A 22,929-nucleotide genomic window follows, 5' to 3' on the forward strand; every position below is an offset into this window, starting at 1 on the left:
AATGGTTATCTTTTTTGTTATCTTTTTTCGATCATCTTTATTCAATTATTTTTTCAGTTGTCTTTTTCACTTATCTTTTTAGATTCGGGTAAGAAAACCGAATTATTATACAAAGATTTCCCGAAAAAGCTTTTTCAAAAGCCTTTAATATAAATCTGGTTTGCAGTCCTTAAAAGTTATGATATGTACTGACGGACTGAAGATATGGTTATGAGATCAGTAAAAATATATTAAGGTAAAATGCCGCATTATGCAAACTTATTCACAAAAGTTAAGAATTATTATTTAATCATTGATAATATTTAGAAACAGATGCTTTTCTGAAATAATTATATATAACCATATATTATGGAAGAAATTTTCTAAAAAACAGAGGATATAACTTCTGTTTAGAAAATTTCCTCCGGTCCTTTTTCTGATAGTGTGCCGACTTAATCGAATTTCTGATGTCAACTACTCGCTACTGAAGTAGCAAGCATGGATATACCTATCAAGATAGATTATCCGTATGGATGGTTGACAAACATCCCTGAGATTCCACGATATACCTGAAATCTCGTGTTCGATGTTCTATATTTCTAGCACCATTCAAATCTGCATTCATTTCGAAACCGCAAGCCTCACAATGGAATCTCAAACCTTTTCTATTATTTTTAGAGATGTGGTTACATCTGTTGCAAGTTTGAGAAGTGTATGCAGGATCAACATACTCTACAAGAACTCCAACCTGTTTAGCTTTATATTCAATAAAGCCCTGTAATTGTCTAAAAGCCCAACTATTATGTAAATAACGTTGTTTCTTTCTAACGTTAGTTGTATCACGAATATTAGTCAGATCTTCAAGACCGATAATAGATACTTTTTCTTGTACTGCAAATTTAATAATGGATTTAGAAATGCAATGGTTAACGTCTTTCATAAAACGTTGCTCTTTACCTGTTAAGTGTTTCAAAACTCTTTTAGCAGATAAAGTTCCCTTAGACTGTAACCTTGCTCTCATTTTAGAATAGATGTTTCTCTGGTTTTTGATTTCTCCACCTGCAAAAAACTTACATTTTTTATCAGTAGTAGATGCTACCGCTAGATAATTTATTCCAACATCTACACCCATAAAATTAGAAGCTTCTTCTATAGCGGGTTCTTCAATTTTCTGAGAAACGGTAAGATGGAAATAATAATCTCCATCATCATGTTTTGTTACTTTGGAAGCTGTAAATTTCCACGGTTCTTTAAAATATTCCTTAGCATAATCGTAATTTTGAATATTGTATGTTTTTCTTCCAGAACTAAACGTAGTTATGCTAACAGAGTCTTCCGTTATTGTATAATCTCTTTTGTAAGAAAGAGTCATAGACGATGGTGTGTATTGTAGCTTCTGCCATTTAGTCTTCTTACACTTAATTTGTTCTAATAATGTTTTATAAGATCCTGCTACTTGTCTTGGTATGTTACAGCTTACCTGAGATTTCAATCCAATTTTTTCTCTAAGATAAGGATACACCATCTTTTGTAATTTCATTGCAGGAAGTACCTTTCCATTCTGAAAGACAATTTCAGAAACATAGTTCATTCCATCAGAATATTTTTGCATGGTTTCCACTAAATCACTGTCAATGTCAGTAATTTTTAATTGTATTGTTTTTGTGGATTCCATAATATCTCCTATTCACATGAAATTATTTATAGCTTTTGTGTGAATCATACTATTGCAGGGATTGTTAAGATTACGCATTCCTCCCGCCACTAAAGTAACGGGAATCCTGCTTAAAGCTCTTGAAGCTCAGCTCTTTTATTTTCCTTAATTCCCGTTTCGTACAATCATGACAGGGACTTTTGAATGCCTTACCACTTTTTCTGCAACACTTCCCATCAAAAATTTTTCAAGTCCGGTTTTTCCGAGTGTGCCCATTACTATAAGGTCGATATTGTTACGTTCTGCAAATTTGATAATTTCTTCACCTGGATGGCCGTCCAGAAGGACATCTTTTACCTCCACTCCCGAGTCTTCTATCGTCTTCTTAGCTTTTGATAATATTTTCTTTCCATCACTCATCATCATTTCATGGATCATGTCTTTGCCAGCAGTCCAGACGTCAGAAATTATAGAGGGAGAATCCACCACGTGAATTACATGGACAGTGGCTCCGCTAACCTTTGCAACCTCAATACCGCGGGAAATTGCCTTCATGGAATTTGCGGATCCGTCTGTTGCAATCACTATATTTCGGTATAAATTACTGGTCATGTATTATCTCCATTAATAATTTTATTTACCTCTATTAATAATTTTATTAACTTCTATTAATAATTTTTTTGATATAATTTTTATTCGTATTCACATATCTTGAAAAATCATAATGTTATGCAAGTATAAAGGAATAAACGCCGGCTGTAGCCTATAATTTCTTACAATTTACTGAAAAATACAGGCTCAAATGTGCAGACTCTAAAAGCCTTTTAATAATGCACCTATCCCTTTTTAAAGATGAGTGTGTGAGATAACGGAAAATCAATAATGCACCTGTAAATTTGAACCTGTCATCCGAAGAATTTCATGTGCGTTTTTTGTCTTTTTGAAAAAAACCGCTCTCCTGCGTCGAGCGGGACAAGAATCATCGGGTGTGGTTAATAAGGTTGTACAGGTCCAAAATTAAAATTTAAATTTCTAACTGGTCTTATTTTTACTCAAAATCTCGATTATATACCAGATTTTATGGGGACAACTTTAAATAAATTCTTCTCAAGAAAGATTCAACGATATCATTTTCTCTTTTTTCTGTAAAATAAATAGAAAATAAGGATTGTCAAAATAAAGAACGCTGCCATGAGTAATTCTCCTGGTACTGTTTGAGTAGAGGACGTAACAGCGGAGCTTGAGCTTGAAATAGTAGACATACTATTATAGTAGACATACTATTATAGTAGACATACTATTATAGTAGACATACTATTATAAAAAGTTTAAAGGGTTAAGTATTTTTCCAGCAACTCTCTATTTTTGTTCTTGTCAAAAATAATAAAATAATTGAGGACCTTTTACAAATCCTCAACTGCGCCGCCATTGCATGAGGTCTGCCAGCTTTTAATTTTCTTTACACTTGTCTTTATAGTTTTTGCAAGTTCCACAGGGTCTGCTTCTGCCAGGGCTTCCACACTTGTGATACCGGCTTCTTCCAGTTTTCCTGCGGTGGCTTTTCCCACGCCTTCGAGGTCTTTAATGGATTTGGGCTTTTCTTTTTTCGGCTGCTGTGCTTGCTCTTCCTTCTGGGTCTTCTGCCATTCTATGAAATTGCACTGGGGACATCCAAGGTCCCATGCTCTTTTTCCCTGGTTGATTATGCGGATATGGTGCAGGCCGTGAGCTTCGCAGAGCTTATCGGTCACTATGATCTGTCCGCTTTTGGGCAGGGGCAGGGAGAAAGTACAGTTAGGGTAATTGCTGCAGCCTATGAAACGGCTTCCCCTTTTTGACCTGCGGATCATGAGTTCGTTTCCGCATAAAGAGCAATCGCCTATGATTTTATCTTCCCGGAGACCTGCCTGTAAAGATTCTATGATATTATCCCTGTTTTTATCGAGTTCAGAAAAGACCTGCTTGAGCATCTCGCGGGACTCTTCAAGGACAGCTTCCTCTTTGATTTTACCCTCTGCTATTTTGTCCATATTTTCTTCAAGCAGCTTTGTCATATCCGGCTTTGTAATAGTAGGCGAATATTTCTCCAGAGTGTCCATTACGGCAAAAGAGGTATTAGTGGGCTGAACAGGGTTTCCGTGGATATAAGCCCTGGAATATAGCTTGCTTATAATCTCATGGCGGGTTGCTTTTGTCCCGAGCCCGAGATCTTCCATTATATTGATAAGCCTGCCCTGCCCGTAACGTCCCGGAGGCTGGGTTTCTTTATCCAGCATCTCTTTCTTTATCACCTTTAATAAGTCGCCTTCCTTAAGTTCCGGGAGCAGTCTGTCTTCAGGAGCATTGTACGGATAATACCAGCGCCACCCGGGATCAAGAAGCCTTGCCCCGTTTGCCCTTAACTCTTCTCCTTCGATATCGAATTTAAGCCTCATGGTTTCCCATATGCTCGGTCCGGCAAAGGTTGCAAAAAAGCGCCTGACTACAAGCTCGTAAACTTTCCACTCATCTTCTTTGAGGTCGGATTCCTTTGCAAGGGAAGCAGGAAAGATAGGCGGGTGGTCTGTAGTTTCTTTTTTACCACGAGTGGGGACAAGTTCGGGCTTTTCAAGAAGTGTATTTGCATATTCTTTAAAAGGTCCTTCTTTGAATATCTCTATTTGAGCCCTCAGGTCAAGAGTATCGGGATAAACCGTGTTGTCTGTCCTGGGGTATGAAATATAACCGTTGGTATAAAGGGATTCGGCTATGCGCATGGCGTTTGCAGGGCTGAGCCCTATTGAGTTTGCCGCGCTGATAAAGCCCGTAGTATTAAATGGTATGGGAGGCTGGTCTGTCTTTGTTCCCTTTTCGATTTCCTTTAATTCCGCTTTTTTGCCCAGTTTCCTGAATACCTTTGAGGCTTCCTCTTTGTCCAGAAAACGGCGAGTAGAATGCTGGGCTGAAAAAGTCTCTCCTGCAGCGTCTTCGAGTTCTACGTGGATTTCCCAGTAAGGGGTTGGGACAAATATATTTCTCTCTTTCTCCCTGTCAACAATAAGAGAAAGGGTTGGGGACTGGACCCTTCCCACGGAAAGAAACATTTTTCCGAGCCTGCCTGCTGCAAGGGAAATGTATCTGGTAAGGGCAGCTCCCCAGACAAGGTCAATTACCTGCCTGGAATGGCCTGCATCTGCAAGGTTAAAATCAACATTTGTAGGATTTGAGAATGCGACTTCAATTGCTTTTGGAGTTATTGCACTGTAACGGACCCTGTCGAAAGGAATTTTCGGGTTAACCTTTTTTATGATATTCAGAGCTTCTACCCCTATGAGTTCTCCTTCGCGGTCGTAGTCAGTTGCAATAGTGACCCTATCCGCTTCTTTTCCAAGGCTCTTTAAAGCGGTCACTATCTTCCGGTTGATCGGGGTTGTTGTAATCTCGGCGTCTATAAGGTCTCTGGCATCGACTTTCTGCCAGTTGTTGTACTCCTTTGGGAAGTCTATCCCGACAATATGGCCTGAAAGTCCCACAACTGCAGTTTCCTGTCTGTTTTCGCCGGAACCGATCTCGTACCGGTATACGTCTACTCCACTGACTCTTTCCTTTTTAGGACTTTTAGGAGCCAGAATCGCAGCTATCCTCCTTGCCGCTATATTTTTTTCCGTTACGATAAGATGCATTTAAAACTCCGGTTTAACTTTTCTTAAATATTATAAAGGAAAACTGGCGTACCCCAAAACTCCTGCCAATCTGAGTCGAAGCCTTCCTCCTAATTCTTGAAGTTTCCTTTTTCAATATAAATTTTTGGATCAAATTCCGAAATTTCTGCTATCCGTAACTAGAATCAGGACCATATACTCCGTATTTATCCTTTATTTAACCTTTATCAGGGATTTTTTCCATATCTAATATACAAAGTCCCGGAACTTTTGATCTCATGATTTATCTGATTTGCGGCTCCTAACAGCCCTCAATAATCTCCAGAGCAAATTCTACTGCCTTTTGAGGGTCTTTTACCCTGTAAATGCCTTCTATTTCCTATTTGCAGTCAAGAACTATCACCGGCTTCCCCATTTTCAGCCCGAGGGCTATTTCCGATAGGGTGCCGTATTCTCCGGAAACTGCAATTAAAGCATCCGACGACTGGGCTATAAGAGAGTTTCTGGCATGCCCCATTCCGGTGGTAATGGCTATATCTATCCAGGGGTTAGCGTCTTCTCTGCATGTTCCTGGCAAAATTCCTATGGTCGTTCCCCCTTCCTGTTTTGCTCCACAGGCTGCTGCTTCCATTACTCCTCCAAGGCCTCCGCAGAGAAGTACAGCTCCTTTTTTTGCAATCTCTTTTCCCACGGCTTCAGCAAGGGATCTGGTCTCCTTGCTGCAGTTTCCGGCTCCGATGACGCCTATCTGTTTTCTTACTGGCGGTTTCACTGCACATCCCTCTCTATCCAGGCTGAGCTGCCCTCAAATGTAATGGCTCTGAATTTCCACAATTTCTGTACTGTTTTTTGCAGTTGAGTATTCCTCAAGGGGCTCTCTGTTCAATTCAAGGAAACTATGCCCCCAGTTAAACTTGGACATGACTTTTTCAGCCTGTTCTTTGTATCCCATAATGTACAGGGCTGCTGCAAAGGCTTCTGCGGAATTGAGCTTGAATGGCCTTCCGAAGTTTACAGGGTTGCCTGCAAGCATGTAAGGAAGGGCCCTGTGTTCCAGGTTAAGCTTTTCCAGTTCAGGAAAAACCCTTTCAACTTCTTCCCAGGAGCAGTCGAGCACGATAATCCCTTTTTTAGGGTCGTCAGCCGGTGAAAGAGCTTTTTCTGCCATGGGGTCCAGCAAAATCGCTGATCTGGGAAGTCTTGATATCCTGTCATAAAGGCGGGCAAGCTCAAAGCGTGCCATTTTTCTTCCCGTGCACTTCTTTGGGTCACACTGCCCGGCGTGGTATATGTAGAGGGGAATATCCCGGCTCTTTGTCTGATTCATTACTGATCCTCTGGAGTGGGGGATTTATATGTTTTGCGTCTTTGCCACTCTACACCCTCTTTTACGGTTCTCAGGACTGTTTAATGCGGTTCATAATTTTTGCTCTCAATTATGTTCTGGATTTCCGGTTTTTCTCCTGACAGGCTCTTTTTAATCTCTACGTAAAATTCGGAATTTATATATACATCTCAATGTTTACTTTTCTAAATTCTTGCATATATTAGGCTGTCTCTTGCAGTTTTGTTTCATCTGTTTCCGGGCAGCTTTCAGGCCAGTATGCTCGGGTTCTGTCCCGACATCCCGTATTATTGTTTTTAAATGTCTGGATCTTTTAATTTTCTTTGACTGATATGTACCTGTAAAAACGCCGGCGAATTGTGAAAACGCTCTCGCCGATTGCTTACTTGAGGGAGTTTTTCAATGAAATATGTGAACATTATATTCAGGATATTACTTTCTTTCATCCTTATCTCCGGTCTTGCAGCAGCAGGTTCCGGTATGGCTGATGAAAACGAATCGGTTGCACAGTTGACTTCCAGCCCGGACGCGGCTGAAGATGCGGATTTTGCGGAAGGGTATTCTCTAGCTCCTGTAAATCCTGAGTTTCTGGAATATCAGGAGCAGATGAATAAAAAAGAAAAAACCGCCGGATTGCTCTATTCCTCTCCGGATGGACCGACTTCCGGAACAGAAGAGTATGTAACCGGGCTGCATCCGGCTCCTGTAAGCTTCTCGCACCTAAAAGCGGTTGAAGGTGCGGATGACCCTTACTCTTTTGAACCCTTTTATGACCTTCGGGCGCTCGGAAAGGTCAGCCCTGTAAAAGACCAGATAGATTCGGGAAATTGCTGGACTTACGGGACATATGCCTCGCTTGAGTCCTATCTCCTCCCCTCAGAAACCTGGGATTTTTCGGAAAACAATATGAAAAATCTGCTCTTACCTTATTATCCCGATAGCTTTGATTATTTTGAAGGCGGCTTCACACTGATGTCTTCAGCTTACCTGGCACGCTGGAGCGGACCTGTCGTTGAAACGGATGACCCGTATGACTCTCATTCCAGAATTTCTCCAGAGGAGACGCCGATAGTAAAACATGTGCAGGAAATCCTCTTTATCCCGGACAGGGAGGGAGCCCTGGACAATGAAAACATCAAGTCGTCTCTTAAGGAATACGGGGCAGTCGCTTCTTCGATGTATGTGGATCTTGCCTGTTTTGATCCTGTTAACAACAGTTATTATTATGACGGCCAGGAATTCTCCAATCACCTTGTTGCTATTGTTGGCTGGGACGATTCTTTTGATAAAAACAAATTCAATCCGGCTGCTCCGGGAGACGGGGCCTTTATTGTAAAGAATTCCTGGGGTCCTGAATGGGGTGAAGAAGGTTATTTCTATATCTCATACTATGATTCGAAAATAGGAAGGGATAATGCAGTTTACACTGCAGAGGATCTCAATAGTTACGACTCCGTATACCAGTATGACCCCCTGGGATGGGTCAACAGCTTCGGCTATGCTCAGAATACATCCGCCTGGGCTGCCAATATTTTCACAGCCGAAGAAAATGGGACTCTGAATGCTGTCAGTTTCTATACCACGGACTCGGGAGCCGGGTATGAGGTCTATATTTATACTGATCCGGTCTCCGGTCCTTTAAACCCTGAGGGTTTAGAAGCGTCCGAAAACGGGACATTTACTTACGCAGGTTACCATACCGTCATGCTGGACCAGGAAGTTCCACTTACAGAAGGGCAGAATTTTTCAGTGGTGCTCAGGCTCAGTGCTCCTGATTACGGATATCCGGTTGCCCTGGAGTGCCCCGTAGAAGAGTACAGCAGCAAAGCTTCTTCCCTTGCGGGAGAAAGTTATGTCAGCCCTGAAGGGATAAGCTGGGCTGACCTATCTTCTATCTTTGAAAATTCAAACGCCTGCATAAAAGCGTTTACTAACAGGGACGCAGCTCCGGAAGCAGCTTTTGTACGAAATATTACTTCAGGGGCTGCCCCGCTTACGGTCTGTTTTTTTGACGCTAGCAGGAATTCCCCTGTGTCCTGGAACTGGGACTTTGGGGATGGTACAGGTTCTGCAGAAAAGAACCCTGTGCATACCTATCCTGAAGCAGGTCTTTACACAGTGACACTTTCAGTTGAAAACGAATTTGGAGACGACATCACATCCCGGGAAGATTGTGTTTCCGTGGGGGAGCAGACTGCAACCCTGTACGTTGACGATGAAGTATCCGATACTGCACCCGGCACTGATGCTCCACCTGACACTTTTCCTTCAATTCAGGAAGCAGTTGACAGGGCAGCAGCAGGCTCTACGATTATTGTCCGCGATGGCTGGTACAATGAAACCGTAAATATTGGCAAAACCCTGACAATCCGCTCCGAGTGCGGACCTGAAAGTACAGTAGTCCAGTCTGACAACCCTGAAGACTGTGTTTTTTATATTACTGCAGACTCCGTAAATATCAGCGGGTTTACCATAGTAGGAGCAGGCGATTACTCAAACGGGCTATTGTCCAATTATGGAATTCTTCTTTATAACGTAAAGGAGAACAACATCTGTAACAATATCCTCACAGATAATTTGCTCGGGATTTGCCTTTACGGTTCATCCAGCAATACGGTGAAAGAAAACAATGCCAGTTCAAACGTCCATACAGGGATCTATCTTCATGATTCTCATAACAATACTCTTCTAAAAAACAGAGCCGTTTCAAACAGCTGCGGGATCTGTCTTGAAAATTCGGGAGAAAACAGGTTCCGTAGCAATGATATGAGGGACAATAGATATAACTTGAAAATCACAGACTTTGGTTCCTTAAACGACATCGATACGAGTAATACTGTTGATCTCAAGCCTGTTTATCACGTTGCTGGGAAAAGCGACTTCGAAATAAACTCTTCTTCCAGGGCAGGGGCTGTTTTCTGTATTAACTGCCAGAATGTGATAATAAGGGATCTCAACCTGGAAAACAACTACTGGGGAGTTGTCCTCTGCAATACGGACACTTTTCTGCTTGACAATAATATCATTGCAAACAACAGTATAGGGATGTATCTCCTTGACTCCGGGGACGGAAAAATTACAAACAATAGAGCAGTTTTGAATGAAGAGTGCGGTTTCCTTTTTGAAAACGCATGTGAAAATAACATTGAGAACAACACTGCAGATTCGAACATGGTATACGGGCTCTACCTTGCCAGTTCCTGGGGAAATGCACTTAAAAACAATACAATGTCGGACAACTGCTATAATTTTGGAGCCGAGGGGCTGCTTGAACCGAACAGTATAGAAACAAACAACCTTGTTAACGGCAAACCGATTTATTTCTATGTGAACGAGCCTGGAGAAATTGTGCTTGATTCAAATTCAAATGCAGGGACAGCTTATTTTATTTCCTGCCAGAACGTTACGGTCAGGGACCTTGCCCCTGAGAATAACGTATGCGGCATTTATCTCTATAATACAAGCGGGGCAAAGCTTGAAAATAACACCGTATCTAACAACCTTTTTGGCATCTCTCTTGTAGATTCCGATGGCTGTGTGCTTGAAAAAAACAGTGCTTCTGGCAATGATGCAGGCATTTATGTTTTAAGTTCAGATAATACCCGGATTGCGGGCAACACCCTTTCGGAAAACGGGCACGGCATCTGTATTGCAGATTCCAGGGGCAACAACTTGACCAGTAACATTGCCTCGGAAAATTACAACGGATTTTATGCTGCCGCGTCCGAAAACAACACTTTTATAGAAAACCTGGCACATTACAATTTTGAAGGTATCTATCTGGAGTCTTCGGATAATAATCAGTTAATTAATAATGCTGTTCTGGGAAACAGCTACGGCATCGACCTTACATTTTCGAAAAATAATAGTCTAGAAGCAAATTCTGCGAATTTGAACTATTACGGGACCTCAATGTGGGCTTCTGACAACAATACAGCTTATAACAGTGATTCCAGTTTGAATTTACTGGGAATTTTACTCTGGGCATCTGAAAATAATAAGTTAATAAATAACACTGTTCTCATGAATCTGTATGGGGTCAACCTTATGGCCGAAAGCACAGGCATCGGGGATAAAACAGGCCCTTCTGAAAATATCCTCGCGTCGAATATTATTTCTTATAACCTTGGTACGGGAATCCTGTTCGATGAGAGCTATGGAAACCTTATTTACAACAATTCCTTTGACAATATATGGAATGTTGAAGATGAGAGCCTTAATACCTGGAACAGTTCCGAAATCGGGAACTACTGGAGTGATTATGAAGGTGAGGACGCTGACGGAGACGGAATAGGCGATACACCCTATCTTATAAATTCTCACACCGGCAGCATGGATTATCTGCCAGTAACCCGCACTTCCGATTTTCCGGAGTTTGTTGAAGATAGCATTTCAGGAAAGCGGGATGTTCAGGATTACAGGGGCATTTCGGAAGAGTTTGCGGGAAGTTTATGGACAGTTGAAGCCCTGAATAATGGGGGTTCTAAAGACAGGAAAGCCAGTTTCAGCCTGAGCACTCCGGAATCTGGCATAACCGAACAGGGTTTTGAACCCTGGAAGCATTCTGCAATGGCAGCCTCAGGAAACGGGGACCCAGGAAGGGGGCTTTCAGGTGCTGGCAGTGAGACAGATAGTAAACCGGAGAGTGGTTTCTTCAGGGATTATAAAATCTCCCGTACTATTGAGGTTTCCAGGGGCATGAGCCTCCTGGTAGGGGATGAAGAACCTGAAAACTCAGAGAATATAAATAAGGCAGTTATGGAATTCAGGGTTTCAAAAGCCTGGGCTGAAGAGAACAATATTGATATTTCCACGGTCGTCCTCAAAAAGTCCCATGATGAAGTCTGGACTCCTTTTGAAACAGTCGTGACCGGGGAAGACGAGGAATATTATTTCTTCGAGGCTGAAGCTCTTGATTTTCCAGGTACGCTGCTATGGGAACAGAAATGACCTGGGAGGACGTCAGAAAAAATATAGGTGCAGGACTTGAAAAAAGAGGTTTAAGATTAAGAAAGTCTTAAGCCCCGGAATTTTTATTTTTTAATTTATTTTGCTAATTTGTCAAACCTCTCCACTTTCTTTTTTCCGTGGATAAGGACACCAGGCGAGCTGACGGATTTTCTGATAAAAAAGTCTTTTTTAAGAAATAATAATAAGACACTTTATATATTATGTTTTGTATATAATAGGCAATATCACCACATCTTCAGGCAAATGTGGAGTTGGGAAATTAGTTCCGGTACCGAAATTTATCTTGAAATTAAGATTTAAATTTAGACCTGAAAAAAATCCTGACTCTAAATGCTACAGTGATAGACGAATAATTTATTTCAACCTGTGTCATGAAGGGGCTTTCAATTCTTGAAATGAAGCAACCAGCAGCACCTTTTGCAGAGAGGTTATTTGAAATTCATTAGCGGTAAGCTGTACAGGTAGGGTTTCATCAAAGACCTGCCCCTGAAAGAAGAGAATTCCTTCTTTGTGGAGGGAGGGGGTATTCTCTTTTTGACTCTGGCATTCTGAGTGTGCTTCAAATATCCGGAAACAGGAAGTTTGGTGCTCAAGATGATTGATGCTTCTTAGCCATGCCTATACCTGTATTCTGCTAGAGGAGAGTTCGATTGAAGCACCAAAAAATTGGGGAGATGGATTTGCATGGAACAACCAGTTGATGTTGATAGCGAGTTAGGGTATGAACCGCTTGATTCACCCTGGTGGGTGGTTCTCCTGGAAGGGATTTTTGCCATTATTGTTGGCTTATTTCTGTTATACAGTCCTGCAATAACAACTGTTATTCTCATACAGGTCCTGGGCATTTTCTGGCTTGCAGGAGGAATTCTTTCCGTTTTAGGGGCTTTTGTATTCTCTGGAAATCGTATGTGGAAACTGCTTTCAGGTATCCTGAGCATTATTGCAGGAATCGTTATACTGACTTACCCTATTTACAGTCCTTTCATAGTGCTCACACTCTTCGTTATTTTCATAGGAGTATGGGCTATAATCAGCGGTGCTGTAAAACTTGTATCAGGACTTAAAGGGGAAGGATTGGGAACAGGAATCCTTGGTATAGTCACCATAATCCTCGGGCTTCTCCTTCTAGCCAACGCTCTGGTAGGAGCCCTAGCTCTACCGTGGGTATTTGGTATTTTCCTAGTTATCGGAGGAATCGGGGGAGTCATAGGCGGACTCAAAATGCGCACCTGAAAAAGGAGTTTTTTGAGACAAAAATAGGAGACAAGAATATGGAAAGACCTACTAGTGTTACTATTCTGGTCTTTTTGGCTGCATTGCTGGCATTTTTAAACGCTATTGCAATGCTTCGATTTCTTGGATTTTTGTCCTATGGGAACGTCACGTCATCAGTAGGGGTAAGATGCCACTCATAAGGCTTGATGTGCTCAGGGACCGCGGGGTTACTTCAGGAGTTTTCACTCAGACGGCTCAGACTCTTCTTTTTGGAGGTTTCCTGTTCAGCATGGCTCTCTTCTTTCAGGTCGCCCTGGGACTCAACGCGATACAGACAGGTTTTCTTTACCTCCCCCTCTCCATACCTCTTTTAATTGCTTCGGTTGCAGCATCCCGGTTATCTTCCCGCATGGCCCCAAAGATCATTATTCAGGCTGGGCTACTCATACTTATTGCGGGGCTTTTCCTGTCTAGTGCAACCATCAATATAGAGGTCAGAGGGCCTGGCCTGATGACCGGGTTTGCCCTGATAGGTACAGGTTGGGGGCTTATAGCATCCCAGGTAATGAATCTCGTACTTTCGCAGGTACTTCCTGAAAGAACGAGCGAGACAGCTGCCCTTATGAGCGCTTCCCAGAACCTGGGAATGTCTCTCAGGACTGCATTGATGGGTTCCATCGTCATTGCAGGCCTGGTAGCAGGAGCCACCGCCCTCATGGATGAAAGTACTGTTATTCCAGAGGATCTCAAGCCCGCTGTGATATCCTCAGTAGAGGAGAATGCCCAGTTTTTGAGCGATGAAGAACTGCAGGCTGTCCTGCAAGATGCTCCTCCTGAAGTTTCACAGGAGATATTGAGGATCAACGAAAACGTCCGCATTGAGGGAATAAAAACCTCCCTCTGGGGGCTGGTGATTTTTGCGGTAGTGGGCTTAATAGTCTCGATCTTCCTGCCGCCTGAAATTTTAGTCTCTAAAAAAGAATGAAGATCAAGCACATCCAGATGACCTTCGGAAATTCGACAGGTCTTGAACATTCAATAGGCAGAATAATACAGGAAGTCAAAATATGGCAGCCAAAATTGAAGATGTGGAAACCAGAATTGAAGCATTGATGGACGTCATGAGAGTCCCTCCCGGCAAAAAGATCAACTTGAAGAAGGACTACGACCCCGGCTTCACCGGGAAATGGATGACGAAGGCAGAGGCAAAAGAAACCCTGGCAAGAGGCATCCAGATGCTTGCCGAGATGCAGGATAAGCTCTGGGCTCAGAACCAGTATGCCGTACTCATGAACCTTCAGGCACTCGATGCAGCCGGCAAGGACGGCACCATTAAGCACGTCATGTCAGGAGTCAACCCGCAGGGGGTCGATGTCCACAGTTTCAAGGGGCCTTCAAGTGAGGAAATGGACCACGATTATCTCTGGCGCAACTTCAAGGCCCTGCCTTCTCGCGGCCGCATCGGGATTTTCAACCGTTCCTACTATGAAGAAGTCCTGGTCGTAAGGGTGCACCCCGAATTCCTCGCCAGCCAGCAGCTCCCGCCCAAACTTAAGGACAAGCGTATCTGGAGGAGGCGCTTCGAGGAGATCAACAACTTCGAGAAGTATCTGGTTGACAACGGTATCGTTGTCATCAAGTTCTTTCTGTACGTGTCCAAAGAAGCCCAGAAGGAGCGTTTCCTGAGGCGGACCCAGTTGCCGGAGAAGAACTGGAAGTTCTCCGCAGCCGACATAAAAGAGCGGGCCCACTGGGACGATTATATCGCTGCCTACGAAGACATGTTCAACCATACAAGTACTGAGTGGGCGCCATGGTACATCGTGCCGGCCGATCACAAGTGGTTCACAAGGCTGGCCGTGGCTGCCGTACTTTACTACACGATGGAAAAACTTAACCTCGCCTATCCTACAGTCAGTGAGGAGCAGAAACAGGCTTTGATTGCGGCAAAGGAAGAGCTGGAGAGAGAGGACAGCGGTCCGAAGGATAAGGCCGTTGTAAAGGCCGAAGAGGAGGAAGATGCCGATCCACAAGACCCGGCTTCAAACGGTGAAGTCCCGAAGGACGAATCTAAGAAGGAAAGCAAGAAAAAGGGCAGCAAGAACAGGTAAGGTCATGCAAGAGCAGGGATACTTTCAACCTGAAAGATCAAGCCTCCACACTTTTCAAACTCAAGGAGAAGGAACATGTCACCCCAATCTGATAAAGCCACATCGCCGGGTCCGGCACAAACGGAGTCAGGTGTCAATTGGTACGCACTTACGCCCACAGAAGTCGCCAGCCGACTTCAGGTCGGTCTTGACAGAGGCTTAAGTGCAGCTGAGGCTCAGCAGCGCTTGCAGCAGTACGGCCCGAATCATCTGGTGGATACGAATAAGGAGCCGGGCTGGAAGGCGTTCCTGCGGCAGTACAAAGACCTGATGCAGATAGTCCTGCTTGTGGCGGCGATCGTCAACCAGATATTCACAGGTAAGTGGGGAACTACGCTGGTGCTTGCGAGTCTGACCGTCTTCAACGCAATGCTGGGCCTGCGTGGAGAATCCAAGGCTGCTGCCAGCCTGGAGGAGCTAGCCGGGACGATGAAGAGCATCACTCATGTGCGCAGGGATGGAGTGGCGCAGGAAGTCGACATCGCGCAGGTGGTGCCAGGGTATGTTGTGTTGATGGAGGCGGGAGATGTCGTCCCTGCCGACGGGCGCCTTTTTGTGACGGCCACTATGGAAATAGAGGAAGCGGCTCTGACTGGCGAAAGCGTTGCTTCCTTCAAGAACAGCGAGATTATAGAAGGGGCTGAGGTACCACTGGGTGACCGCCACAACATGGCATACATGAACACTTCGGTCACGCGTGGTCGCGGCGAAATGGTCGTCACCACTACCGGTATGGGTACCGAGATGGGTCACATCGCCGACCTGCTCAACAAGACCAAGGCAGATAAAACACCCCTGCAGAAGCAGCTTGACCGGCTGACGATGATAATTGCAGCGCTTGCAGGTCTTGCATTTATCCTGATGGTCATAATGGGGATCAATAACGGGCAGCCACTGGACGATATCTTCATCGCCGGTGTGGCTCTGGCTATCGCAGCCATCCCCACAGGTCTGCCGGCTGTGGTCATCACCATGTATTCCATGGGCACGCGGGAGCTGGCTGCCCAGAATGCCATTGTCAAACGGCTGCCATCGGTGGAGACTCTTGGTTCTGTCTCGGCTATATGCACAGACAAGACCGGCACGCTGACGCTCAACAAGATGACAGCGGTTGAGTTTACCGTCCCAGGCCAGAACCGTTACCATGTGACGGGGGAAGGCTACGGCACCAGGGGCGAGTTGAAACTGACCCAGGGCATCCCTGCCGGCCAGCCGTGGCAGAAAAGCACGACGCCTTACAGCACCGGGGGAAAGATACAGAGCGCAGGCGGGACAAGGATCGACCTTGATCAGGTCCTGCTGCCCATGGCTCTGTGCGCCGATGCCAGGCTGGACGGTGAAACGCTGATAGGCGACCCTACAGAGGGCGCTCTGATCGTTTTGGCTGAGAAGGGGGGCATCCATGTGGACAGCGCGCGAGAGATGTTTCCGCGTGTAGCCGAGGTGCCTTTCGATGCCGAATATAAGTTCATGGCTACCTTCCACAATATGACAGATGAGCAGGGTAAGCCGGTTGTGCGTTGCTGCGTCAAGGGGGCACCTGATGTGTTGATCGCTCGTGCTGGATACTACTGGCTGCCGGGAAGAGATCCGGCGGCAGTAACCGATGAAAATCGTAAGCTGGCACTGGCTGAAAACGACCGCATGGCGGCTGCCGGTGAGAGGGTTATGGTAGTGGCGCGCCGCGATTTCGATCCGACCACTTTCGATCCTAAAGGCAATTTGCTCGACCTGGTGCAGGACCTGACTCTTCTGGCGATGGTGGGAATAGTCGATCCGCCTAGGGCAGAGGCAAAGGATGCCATTGCCAGATGCCACAGTGCCGGGATCCAGGTGCGCATGATTACTGGCGACCATGCGGTGACAGCCGCCGCCATAGGCCACGAGCTGGGTATAGAGGGCCAGGCTCTGACAGGGGCGAAATTTGCCGCCATTCCTGATGAGCAGTTGAAGCCACAGCTGGATCAGATAGGCGTGGTGGCTCGCGTGACACCGGAGGACAAAATCCGGCTGGTAACACTGCTACAGCAGAAGGACAATATCGTGGCAATGACGGGCGATGGTGTCAACGATGCCCCGGCATTGAAGAAGGCAGACATAGGTGTGGCTATGGGTATTACAGGCACCGAAGTCTCTAAGGGCGCAGCGGTGATGATCCTGACCGACGACAACTTCGCCACCATCGTCAAAGCTGTGGAGTATGGCCGGAACATCTACAACAACCTGTTCAACTTCGTCCGCTTCCAGATGGGACAACTGGTGGCATACATCACATGCTACCTGCTGGCTGCATTCTTCTTCGTACTCGGTGGAGTCCCGTTTGCGGCACTCGTCATCCTGTTTCTGAACTTCCTGATCTCAGTCCCTGTGGCTATGGCACTGGGGTTCGACAAGCCGACCTCAGGCCTGATGGATAAGAAACCTAGGCCGTTGAAGCAACCCCTCCTGTCAACTTCACAATGGGTGCGTATAGCCTTTCTTGGCATTCTGATGGCGGTCATCACGGTATATCTGGAGGCGATCTATGAAGAGGCAGGCGTGACCACAGCGGCCACCATGGGCTTTGTGGCTTTCGCTTTGCTCAGCATCTCAAGGGGACTCAGCGCTCGCAGCGAGACCGAGACTGCCTTTGACAGGGACATTATTCATGATCGAAACCAGATGTTCCTCTATAGCATGGCGTTGTTGATAACCATCCTGGCGACCGAGCTCGGCTTCCTGCAGCGCCTTCTGGGTCTGACCTCGCTAAGTGGGGACCAGTGGCGGATCTGCATAGCCGCTGCCATTGCCCTTTTGCTCGTAGACGAGGTCATCAAGGTCTTCCTTCGCAGCCGTCGCCATGATATGAAAGCTCCTGTCACCTGAAATTCTGTTCCTTCATAAACCAGGAAGTAAAACCATCTGTGGATTTGAAAAATTTGAAAGGTCTTGAAAAAGTTTGAAAGAGGGATAAAAAATCGATTATCCTTTTTGTAGCGATTCTGCTGAAAACAGACTTTTTCTACCAGGTAAATCTATTAACACGTTTACTCAACCCGTTTACTCAGGAGCTATAATATTAAGGATGAAAAAATATATATTCGTAGTCTTTGCAATAGATTTGATGAGATCTTCCCTGATCACAGTTCTTCTGTCGTCCGAGAAAAGGACGGACTTGCTTTTATTTTTGAAAGAGAAGCCAAGGACCATCGAAGAAATCAATTCAGAACTTGATACGAACCCGGTTGCTGTCCTGCCTCAGCTCAAAAAGTTAAAAGAAAACGGACTTGTTGTTCAGGCGGACAGAGTATACAGCCTTTCTCTTATGGGGAAAATAATTGTCCGAAGAATGGAATCACTTGTAAAGGCTTTCAGGCTGCTTGAGGATAATTACGATTACTGGTCAGGTGTTAAGCCAGGAGGGGCTCCATCCGTTTTTTTCAAGCTGATGGAAGAACTTATGGAATTAATACCCGAAAACTGCCAGGAAGAAGATGATTTTTCAGCGTATAGGGAAATGACCGGGGCTTTTTGCAGTTCGAAACAGGTTTTTCTGATTATTTCAAACCGTAATCTGCACTATCCGAACATTTGTGCAGAAAATGCAAAGAAAGGGCTGAAAGTATCTGTAATTTTTACTCAATCTATATTTGAAAAGTTTACAGAAGAATTTAAAGAAGAACTGGGTGCTCTGCTTCTTCTTGAAAACTTTGAAATATACGTGCTGAATGGGGACCTCACTCCTCCTTCACTGGCAGTAACTGATACCATGGTTTTCGCCTGCTTTTCTTCTGGCAAATGTGACGAAGGCGAGGATAATACTATAGTAAGTTTCGGAGAAAAATCCGTAAACTGGGGTCGGGAAACCTTTGAATACTTCCGAACGCAGGCAAAACCTCTGGTTTCCGGTGCATCAGGTAATTCACGTCTTCCAGACCACAGGACAAATTTTGAACAGGAAGATAAATAACGCAGGACCTCCAAAGGAGCACAGCTTTAGAACATTTATTGAGAAGTGAACTACCACTCAGCTAAAGACTGAGTGGCTTCCTGAGTCATCCTTTCTCCCATTGGAGGCAAGTCGTGCAGGCTCTAGCCCCTCGTTCCGAAGGTGAAATAGATATGAGCGTGAGGTTGTACTTGAGATGCTTATAGCTACCGTCTTTCCACGGCTTAATCCCGATCCCTTCAGGATGATTCTTGCCCTGTTATCCAACTCCCCGATGTTCAAACGTTACCTCGCTTGGTTTTCGCTTTGAAATTCGGCAACGTTCTTAGGAACTGTGAGGTTGTGGTGACAGCAAAATCTATATTAAAAACATTTTGAAGATACTTAATAACTTACAGAATCTATAACGGGTAACAGTTTGGAAGTTGACGCTTATATCTCACGAAGCTAAAGACTTCGAGGTTTTACGCTTCTTCCTATAAAACCAACCCGATTAGACTGAACCGGCTGAAAGCAGATCTTATTTTTGCAGCTCTTCAAGGACTTTCTCTGCTTTTTCTCTTACCTCTGAAAAAATGTCTTTCCCTTTTGCATCAATTCCTACAATAAGAGGCCCGAATTTTTCAACCCTGAGAACCCAGACGGCTTCAGGCATGCCAAGGTCAGGCCAGTGGACGGTTTTTACATCTTTTATCAGCTCTGCTGCAAGGGCTGCACATCCTCCGGTGTATGCGATGTAGACGCAGCAGCTTTTAAGTGAATCTGCAACGTTTTTCATCCCGCCTTTTCCGATAATCGCACGGACTTTGTGGGTTTTCAGGAGAGGCGGGGTCATTTTTGACATCCTGCCGCTGGTCGTTGGTCCTGCTGATATTACTTTCCAGCCGGATTCAGTCTGCTGCATGAGAGGGCCGCAATGATAGATTACTGCTCCTTCGAGTGAAAATGGGAGCTCTTCTCCTTTTTCTTCCATTTCGAGTATCCTGGCATGGGCTTCATCTCTGGCGGTCAGGATTTCCCCTGAGATATAAACAATGTCTCCGGCGTTGAGTTTCTCAATGTCTTCAAACTTAAGTGGAGTTTGCAGGTGATATTCCATTATTCTTCCTCCCCGAATACTATTGAAGCATGCCTGTTCGCCCAGCACTGGATGTTTATGGCAACAGGAAGGGACGCTGTATGGCAGTGTGCTGTTTTTATGTGTACTGCAAGAGCGGTTGTGCTGCCTCCAAGCCCCATACAGCCGATTCCAAGAGCGTTTACCGCTTCAAGGACCTCTTGTTCAAGCTCGTTCATGGGTGCATCCAGAGGCTCAAGAAGAGCTTCTTTTGCAAGCCTGGCTGCTTTGTCAAAAGAGCCTCCTATCCCTATCCCCAGGGTCAGAGGAGGGCAGGGCATCCCGCCTGCATTAATCACGGTTTCAAGCACGAAATTCTTGATACTGCCTGCTTCTGTAGGGTTAAACATCCTGAGTGCACTCATATTTTCCGAGCCCGCACCTTTTGGGGAGACCGTGATCTTCAGTTGCTTTCCGGGCACGAGTTTCCAGTGAATATCCGGGATTCCTGAGCCTGTATTATTTCCGCTGTTATTTCTGTTCAATGGGTCCACAGCATTGGGGCGGAGAGGAATTTCCCTGGTTGCGAGGGCAACTGCATCTCTTACCGCGGCTTCAAGGTCAAAACCTGGCTGAAACTCAGTCCCGAGCTCGGCAAAAAAGATCATGATGCCCGTATCCTGGCACATCGGGACCCCGTGGTTTTTAGCAATCTCAATGTTTTTAAGGATTGCCTGGAGCTGGGATTTTGCAACCTGATTTTCTTCTATGGATTCAGCTTTCCTGAGCGCATTCACGACGTCATCGGGAAGTTCAATTTCTGCTTTTCTAATAAGGTCTGCAATAGACCGGATAAAGTTTTCACGGCTTATTTTTGAAGACAAAAAACCACCAGAATGGATAAAATGGGTTGATGATAATTATGAGATAGGTAAGGCAGATAGAAAATAGTCGCATGAGAAGTGTTTTTAACTCCTGACACCAGCGATTAGATTCCTTACCTTCTGAGGACCGGCTCTTTAATTAAATAAATTCCTGTCCCATATATTCGAAAAGGCTTTTTCAGGACAGGTTCAGAACAGGCTAGGGACAGGTTCAGAACAGGTTCAGAACAGGTTCAGGACAGGTTTTACTTAAGACAGGCTTTTATCCGGACACTTTTTTTATCTACGCATCCCCGATCTTTTTAATCCCTATTTTCATTCTTACTTCTTTACGCCTTCAATGTATGGTTTTATACTTACACGGTTCTCAGGATAAGCTATTCTGCTCCTTTTACATATAAAAGATTCTTCAAGGCTGGATGCCATTTGCTGTGCAAGCCCTGCAGGTATGCCCATAATCATCAGCTCAGGAGGTAGCCAGGGATTTCCTGTCGGATCTACAGGTCCCACAAAAGCCGAGTCTTCTGGAGCATTTTCTGCCATGCCTGCCGGAAAAGCAACCATTGTGGTGCAGATAGGCCCTCCGGGTATTACTGTCCTGAAAAAAGGGTCTGAGTTGTTAAATTGGGCAAGCCCGCAGAGGTTTCTTATCTGTTCACAGCCTGCAAACAGGATAAACGCTCTAACAGCTTCAGGTGGAACATCATCAGTACACGGTGCAATGATTGTGTATTTACCGTAAGGAGTGATTTTCCCTGCCCGTTCTTTCTGCTCATCGAACAATTCCGGGGTTGCTTTTAAGTGTTCAGCTGCTCCGCCATGGAAGTCCGGAGTCCCGACAGTTACGAAGTATTTTAGCTTCGGGTGTGGTTCAGCAAGCCCCATCCATACCAGTCCGCCGGCGCAGCACTGTTCGTGTCCGGCTTCAACGTAGAGAGGAGGCGTCTCATTAAAGAAGGCGGAAATGTAAACCGCCTTTGCCACACAGCGGTCTACAGTATACGACGGAACCGCACCCTTCGGCACTTCATCCGTGGCATATACACAAAGAGGGCGCAGTTGCAGCCTGCCGGCTTCGGCGAGTTTTTTTCCCAGCTCACAAACACTTAACTTTGCAGCATTCCCCATTGCATCACTTTCCCCTGATTTGCTTTGAAAATATTGTTTTCAGTTTTATTTCCCGCATAATGATTTTTTTAGCATAATGATTTTTTTAGTATAATGATTGTTTTCATTGCTTATTTCTGGTTTACTCTTTAATCCAGCCCTTTTCCATCCAGTAATCGCAATTATGAGTCCAGTGGTCTTTATTGGCAAGTATAGAATACTTAAACCCTTCTTTCCATGCCTTTTGCCTTGCTTCCTGCTCTGGGTATTTCTTTTTCTCTTTTATTGCTTCAACGAGGTCTTTGCCCATTTCACGCGACTTTTCAATTGCTGCTTCAACCGCTCCAGGACCCTGGGACATTGAACAGCCCACTCCTCCGATGGAACAGCCTCCGCACTGTATTGTGAAATTGTTCATAATATCGAGGATAAAATCAATTTCATTTCCGCCTGCAGTTGTTAAGGACATGCTGTACTTTCCTTCAAAGAGCTGTTCATGGATGACAAGAGGACATCTGTCAAAGACTGTTTTGAGCTGGGCGGTCACGTTTGTTATATAGTTGGGGCTGCTCCATATTACGCCGTCTGCCTGCAGTAACTTTGTCAGTAAAGCTGGGAAGTCGTCTTTTATAGAGCATTCGCCTTTTTTATGGCATTTGTCACATGCTATGCAGTATTTTATATTCAGCTTTGCAACATCAATAGACTCAACTTCGGCTCCTGCTTCTTTTGCTCCTTCAAGGACTGCATCCAGCAGCTTTAATGTATTACTGTTCTTACCTCTCGGGCTTGATGATATACCGACTATTTTCATGGATTTCCCTCTCTGAATTTTCAAAAATTTGTAAAAATAAGAGTACTGTATTTGATTAAAACTTTGTTATACATCTTGAAATTTTTATTCATTAGCTGTTAGCAGAATCCTAAGTAATTGGAAACGTAAGGAAAGCGAACTGTTTATTAACTCTTACCCCTAACATATTCGAGATATTCTTTCT

14 protein-coding genes and 1 pseudogene are annotated in these 22,929 nt (G+C 44.8%); 6 read left to right on the forward strand and 9 right to left on the reverse strand.

Annotated features, from left to right (window positions below; all coding sequences use genetic code 11):
- Positions 1 to 490 precede the first annotated feature (490 nt).
- The 5 genes and pseudogenes from M886_RS12180 to M886_RS12200 form a co-directional block, all read right to left on the reverse strand.
- Positions 491 to 1,654 (reverse strand): RNA-guided endonuclease InsQ/TnpB family protein, encoded by a 1,164-nt coding sequence (locus tag M886_RS12180; protein WP_048041987.1) that lies wholly within the window; start codon positions 1,652 to 1,654, stop codon positions 491 to 493.
- A gap of 144 nt (positions 1,655 to 1,798) precedes the next feature.
- A complete protein-coding gene (locus M886_RS12185) occupies positions 1,799 to 2,245 on the reverse strand; it encodes a universal stress protein (RefSeq protein ID WP_048041985.1) in 447 nt (148 codons plus the stop codon).
- Between the two features lie 791 nt (positions 2,246 to 3,036).
- Positions 3,037 to 5,295 carry a DNA topoisomerase I gene (locus M886_RS12190; protein ID WP_048051259.1) on the reverse strand — a complete coding sequence of 753 codons (2,259 nt, stop codon included), beginning with the start codon at positions 5,293 to 5,295 and terminating at the stop codon, positions 3,037 to 3,039.
- 280 nt (positions 5,296 to 5,575) lie between these two features.
- Positions 5,576 to 6,046: pseudogene (locus M886_RS12195) on the reverse strand (TIGR00725 family protein).
- Positions 6,047 to 6,079: 33 nt separating this feature from the next.
- Complete coding sequence (locus M886_RS12200; protein ID WP_015413026.1) at positions 6,080 to 6,601, reverse strand: DUF367 family protein; 522 nt, start codon at positions 6,599 to 6,601, stop codon at positions 6,080 to 6,082.
- Between the two features lie 420 nt (positions 6,602 to 7,021).
- Between M886_RS12200 and M886_RS12205 the strand changes: the two genes are divergently transcribed.
- The 6 genes from M886_RS12205 to M886_RS12230 all read left to right on the forward strand — a co-directional run bounded on the left by M886_RS12205 (position 7,022) and on the right by M886_RS12230 (position 18,904).
- Complete coding sequence (locus M886_RS12205) at positions 7,022 to 11,569, forward strand: NosD domain-containing protein (RefSeq protein WP_048041981.1); 4,548 nt, start codon at positions 7,022 to 7,024, stop codon at positions 11,567 to 11,569.
- A gap of 705 nt (positions 11,570 to 12,274) precedes the next feature.
- Complete coding sequence (locus M886_RS12210; RefSeq protein WP_011034970.1) at positions 12,275 to 12,823, forward strand: HdeD family acid-resistance protein; 549 nt, start codon at positions 12,275 to 12,277, stop codon at positions 12,821 to 12,823.
- 169 nt (positions 12,824 to 12,992) lie between these two features.
- Entirely contained in the window at positions 12,993 to 13,790 is a 798-nt protein-coding gene (locus M886_RS12215) for an MFS transporter (protein WP_327036896.1), read from the forward strand.
- An 82-nt stretch (positions 13,791 to 13,872) separates the two neighbouring features.
- Positions 13,873 to 14,916 carry a polyphosphate kinase 2 family protein gene (locus M886_RS12220; RefSeq protein WP_048040396.1) on the forward strand — a complete coding sequence of 348 codons (1,044 nt, stop codon included), beginning with the start codon at positions 13,873 to 13,875 and terminating at the stop codon, positions 14,914 to 14,916.
- 75 nt (positions 14,917 to 14,991) lie between these two features.
- Positions 14,992 to 17,820 (forward strand): cation-translocating P-type ATPase, encoded by a 2,829-nt coding sequence (locus M886_RS12225; RefSeq protein WP_048051260.1) that lies wholly within the window; start codon positions 14,992 to 14,994, stop codon positions 17,818 to 17,820.
- Between the two features lie 199 nt (positions 17,821 to 18,019).
- Entirely contained in the window at positions 18,020 to 18,904 is an 885-nt protein-coding gene (locus tag M886_RS12230; RefSeq protein WP_048041978.1) for a helix-turn-helix transcriptional regulator, read from the forward strand.
- 499 nt (positions 18,905 to 19,403) lie between these two features.
- Here the strand turns inward: M886_RS12230 and M886_RS12235 are convergent, their stop codons facing one another.
- The 4 genes from M886_RS12235 to M886_RS12250 all read right to left on the reverse strand — a co-directional run bounded on the left by M886_RS12235 (position 19,404) and on the right by M886_RS12250 (position 22,745).
- Entirely contained in the window at positions 19,404 to 19,982 is a 579-nt protein-coding gene (locus tag M886_RS12235) for a FumA C-terminus/TtdB family hydratase beta subunit (protein WP_048041977.1), read from the reverse strand.
- Entirely contained in the window at positions 19,982 to 20,824 is an 843-nt protein-coding gene (locus M886_RS12240; RefSeq protein WP_048040392.1) for a fumarate hydratase, read from the reverse strand. The genes M886_RS12235 and M886_RS12240 overlap by 1 nt, the downstream gene beginning before the upstream one ends.
- A gap of 321 nt (positions 20,825 to 21,145) precedes the next feature.
- The gene (locus tag M886_RS12245) at positions 21,146 to 21,952 is read right to left on the reverse strand and encodes a DUF169 domain-containing protein (protein ID WP_048051261.1); all 807 of its coding nucleotides are present in this window, start codon (positions 21,950 to 21,952) and stop codon (positions 21,146 to 21,148) included.
- Between the two features lie 121 nt (positions 21,953 to 22,073).
- A complete protein-coding gene (locus tag M886_RS12250; protein WP_048051262.1) occupies positions 22,074 to 22,745 on the reverse strand; it encodes a flavodoxin family protein in 672 nt (223 codons plus the stop codon).
- Between the last annotated feature and the right edge of the window lie 184 nt (positions 22,746 to 22,929).

Origin of the sequence: Methanosarcina soligelidi (genome assembly GCF_000744315.1) — an archaeon.
Taxonomy (GTDB): Archaea; Halobacteriota; Methanosarcinia; order Methanosarcinales; family Methanosarcinaceae; genus Methanosarcina; species Methanosarcina mazei.

Excerpts from the sequence above, each read along its gene's own strand:
- M886_RS12200 (WP_015413026.1), bottom strand. The coding sequence starts at position 6,601 with ATGAATCAGACAAAGAGCCGGGATATTCCCCTCTACATATACCACGCC.
- M886_RS12235 (WP_048041977.1), bottom strand. The coding sequence starts at position 19,982 with ATGGAATATCACCTGCAAACTCCACTTAAGTTTGAAGACATTGAGAAA.
- M886_RS12215 (WP_327036896.1), top strand. The coding sequence starts at position 12,993 with ATGCCACTCATAAGGCTTGATGTGCTCAGGGACCGCGGGGTTACTTCA.
- M886_RS12245 (WP_048051261.1), bottom strand. The coding sequence starts at position 21,952 with ATGGGGAATGCTGCAAAGTTAAGTGTTTGTGAGCTGGGAAAAAAACTC.
- M886_RS12185 (WP_048041985.1), bottom strand. The coding sequence starts at position 2,245 with ATGACCAGTAATTTATACCGAAATATAGTGATTGCAACAGACGGATCC.
- M886_RS12210 (WP_011034970.1), top strand. The coding sequence starts at position 12,275 with ATGGAACAACCAGTTGATGTTGATAGCGAGTTAGGGTATGAACCGCTT.
- M886_RS12190 (WP_048051259.1), bottom strand. The coding sequence starts at position 5,295 with ATGCATCTTATCGTAACGGAAAAAAATATAGCGGCAAGGAGGATAGCT.
- M886_RS12225 (WP_048051260.1), top strand. The coding sequence starts at position 14,992 with ATGTCACCCCAATCTGATAAAGCCACATCGCCGGGTCCGGCACAAACG.
- M886_RS12250 (WP_048051262.1), bottom strand. The coding sequence starts at position 22,745 with ATGAAAATAGTCGGTATATCATCAAGCCCGAGAGGTAAGAACAGTAAT.
- M886_RS12220 (WP_048040396.1), top strand. The coding sequence starts at position 13,873 with ATGGCAGCCAAAATTGAAGATGTGGAAACCAGAATTGAAGCATTGATG.
- M886_RS12180 (WP_048041987.1), bottom strand. The coding sequence starts at position 1,654 with ATGGAATCCACAAAAACAATACAATTAAAAATTACTGACATTGACAGT.
- M886_RS12205 (WP_048041981.1), top strand. The coding sequence starts at position 7,022 with ATGAAATATGTGAACATTATATTCAGGATATTACTTTCTTTCATCCTT.
- M886_RS12230 (WP_048041978.1), top strand. The coding sequence starts at position 18,020 with ATGAAAAAATATATATTCGTAGTCTTTGCAATAGATTTGATGAGATCT.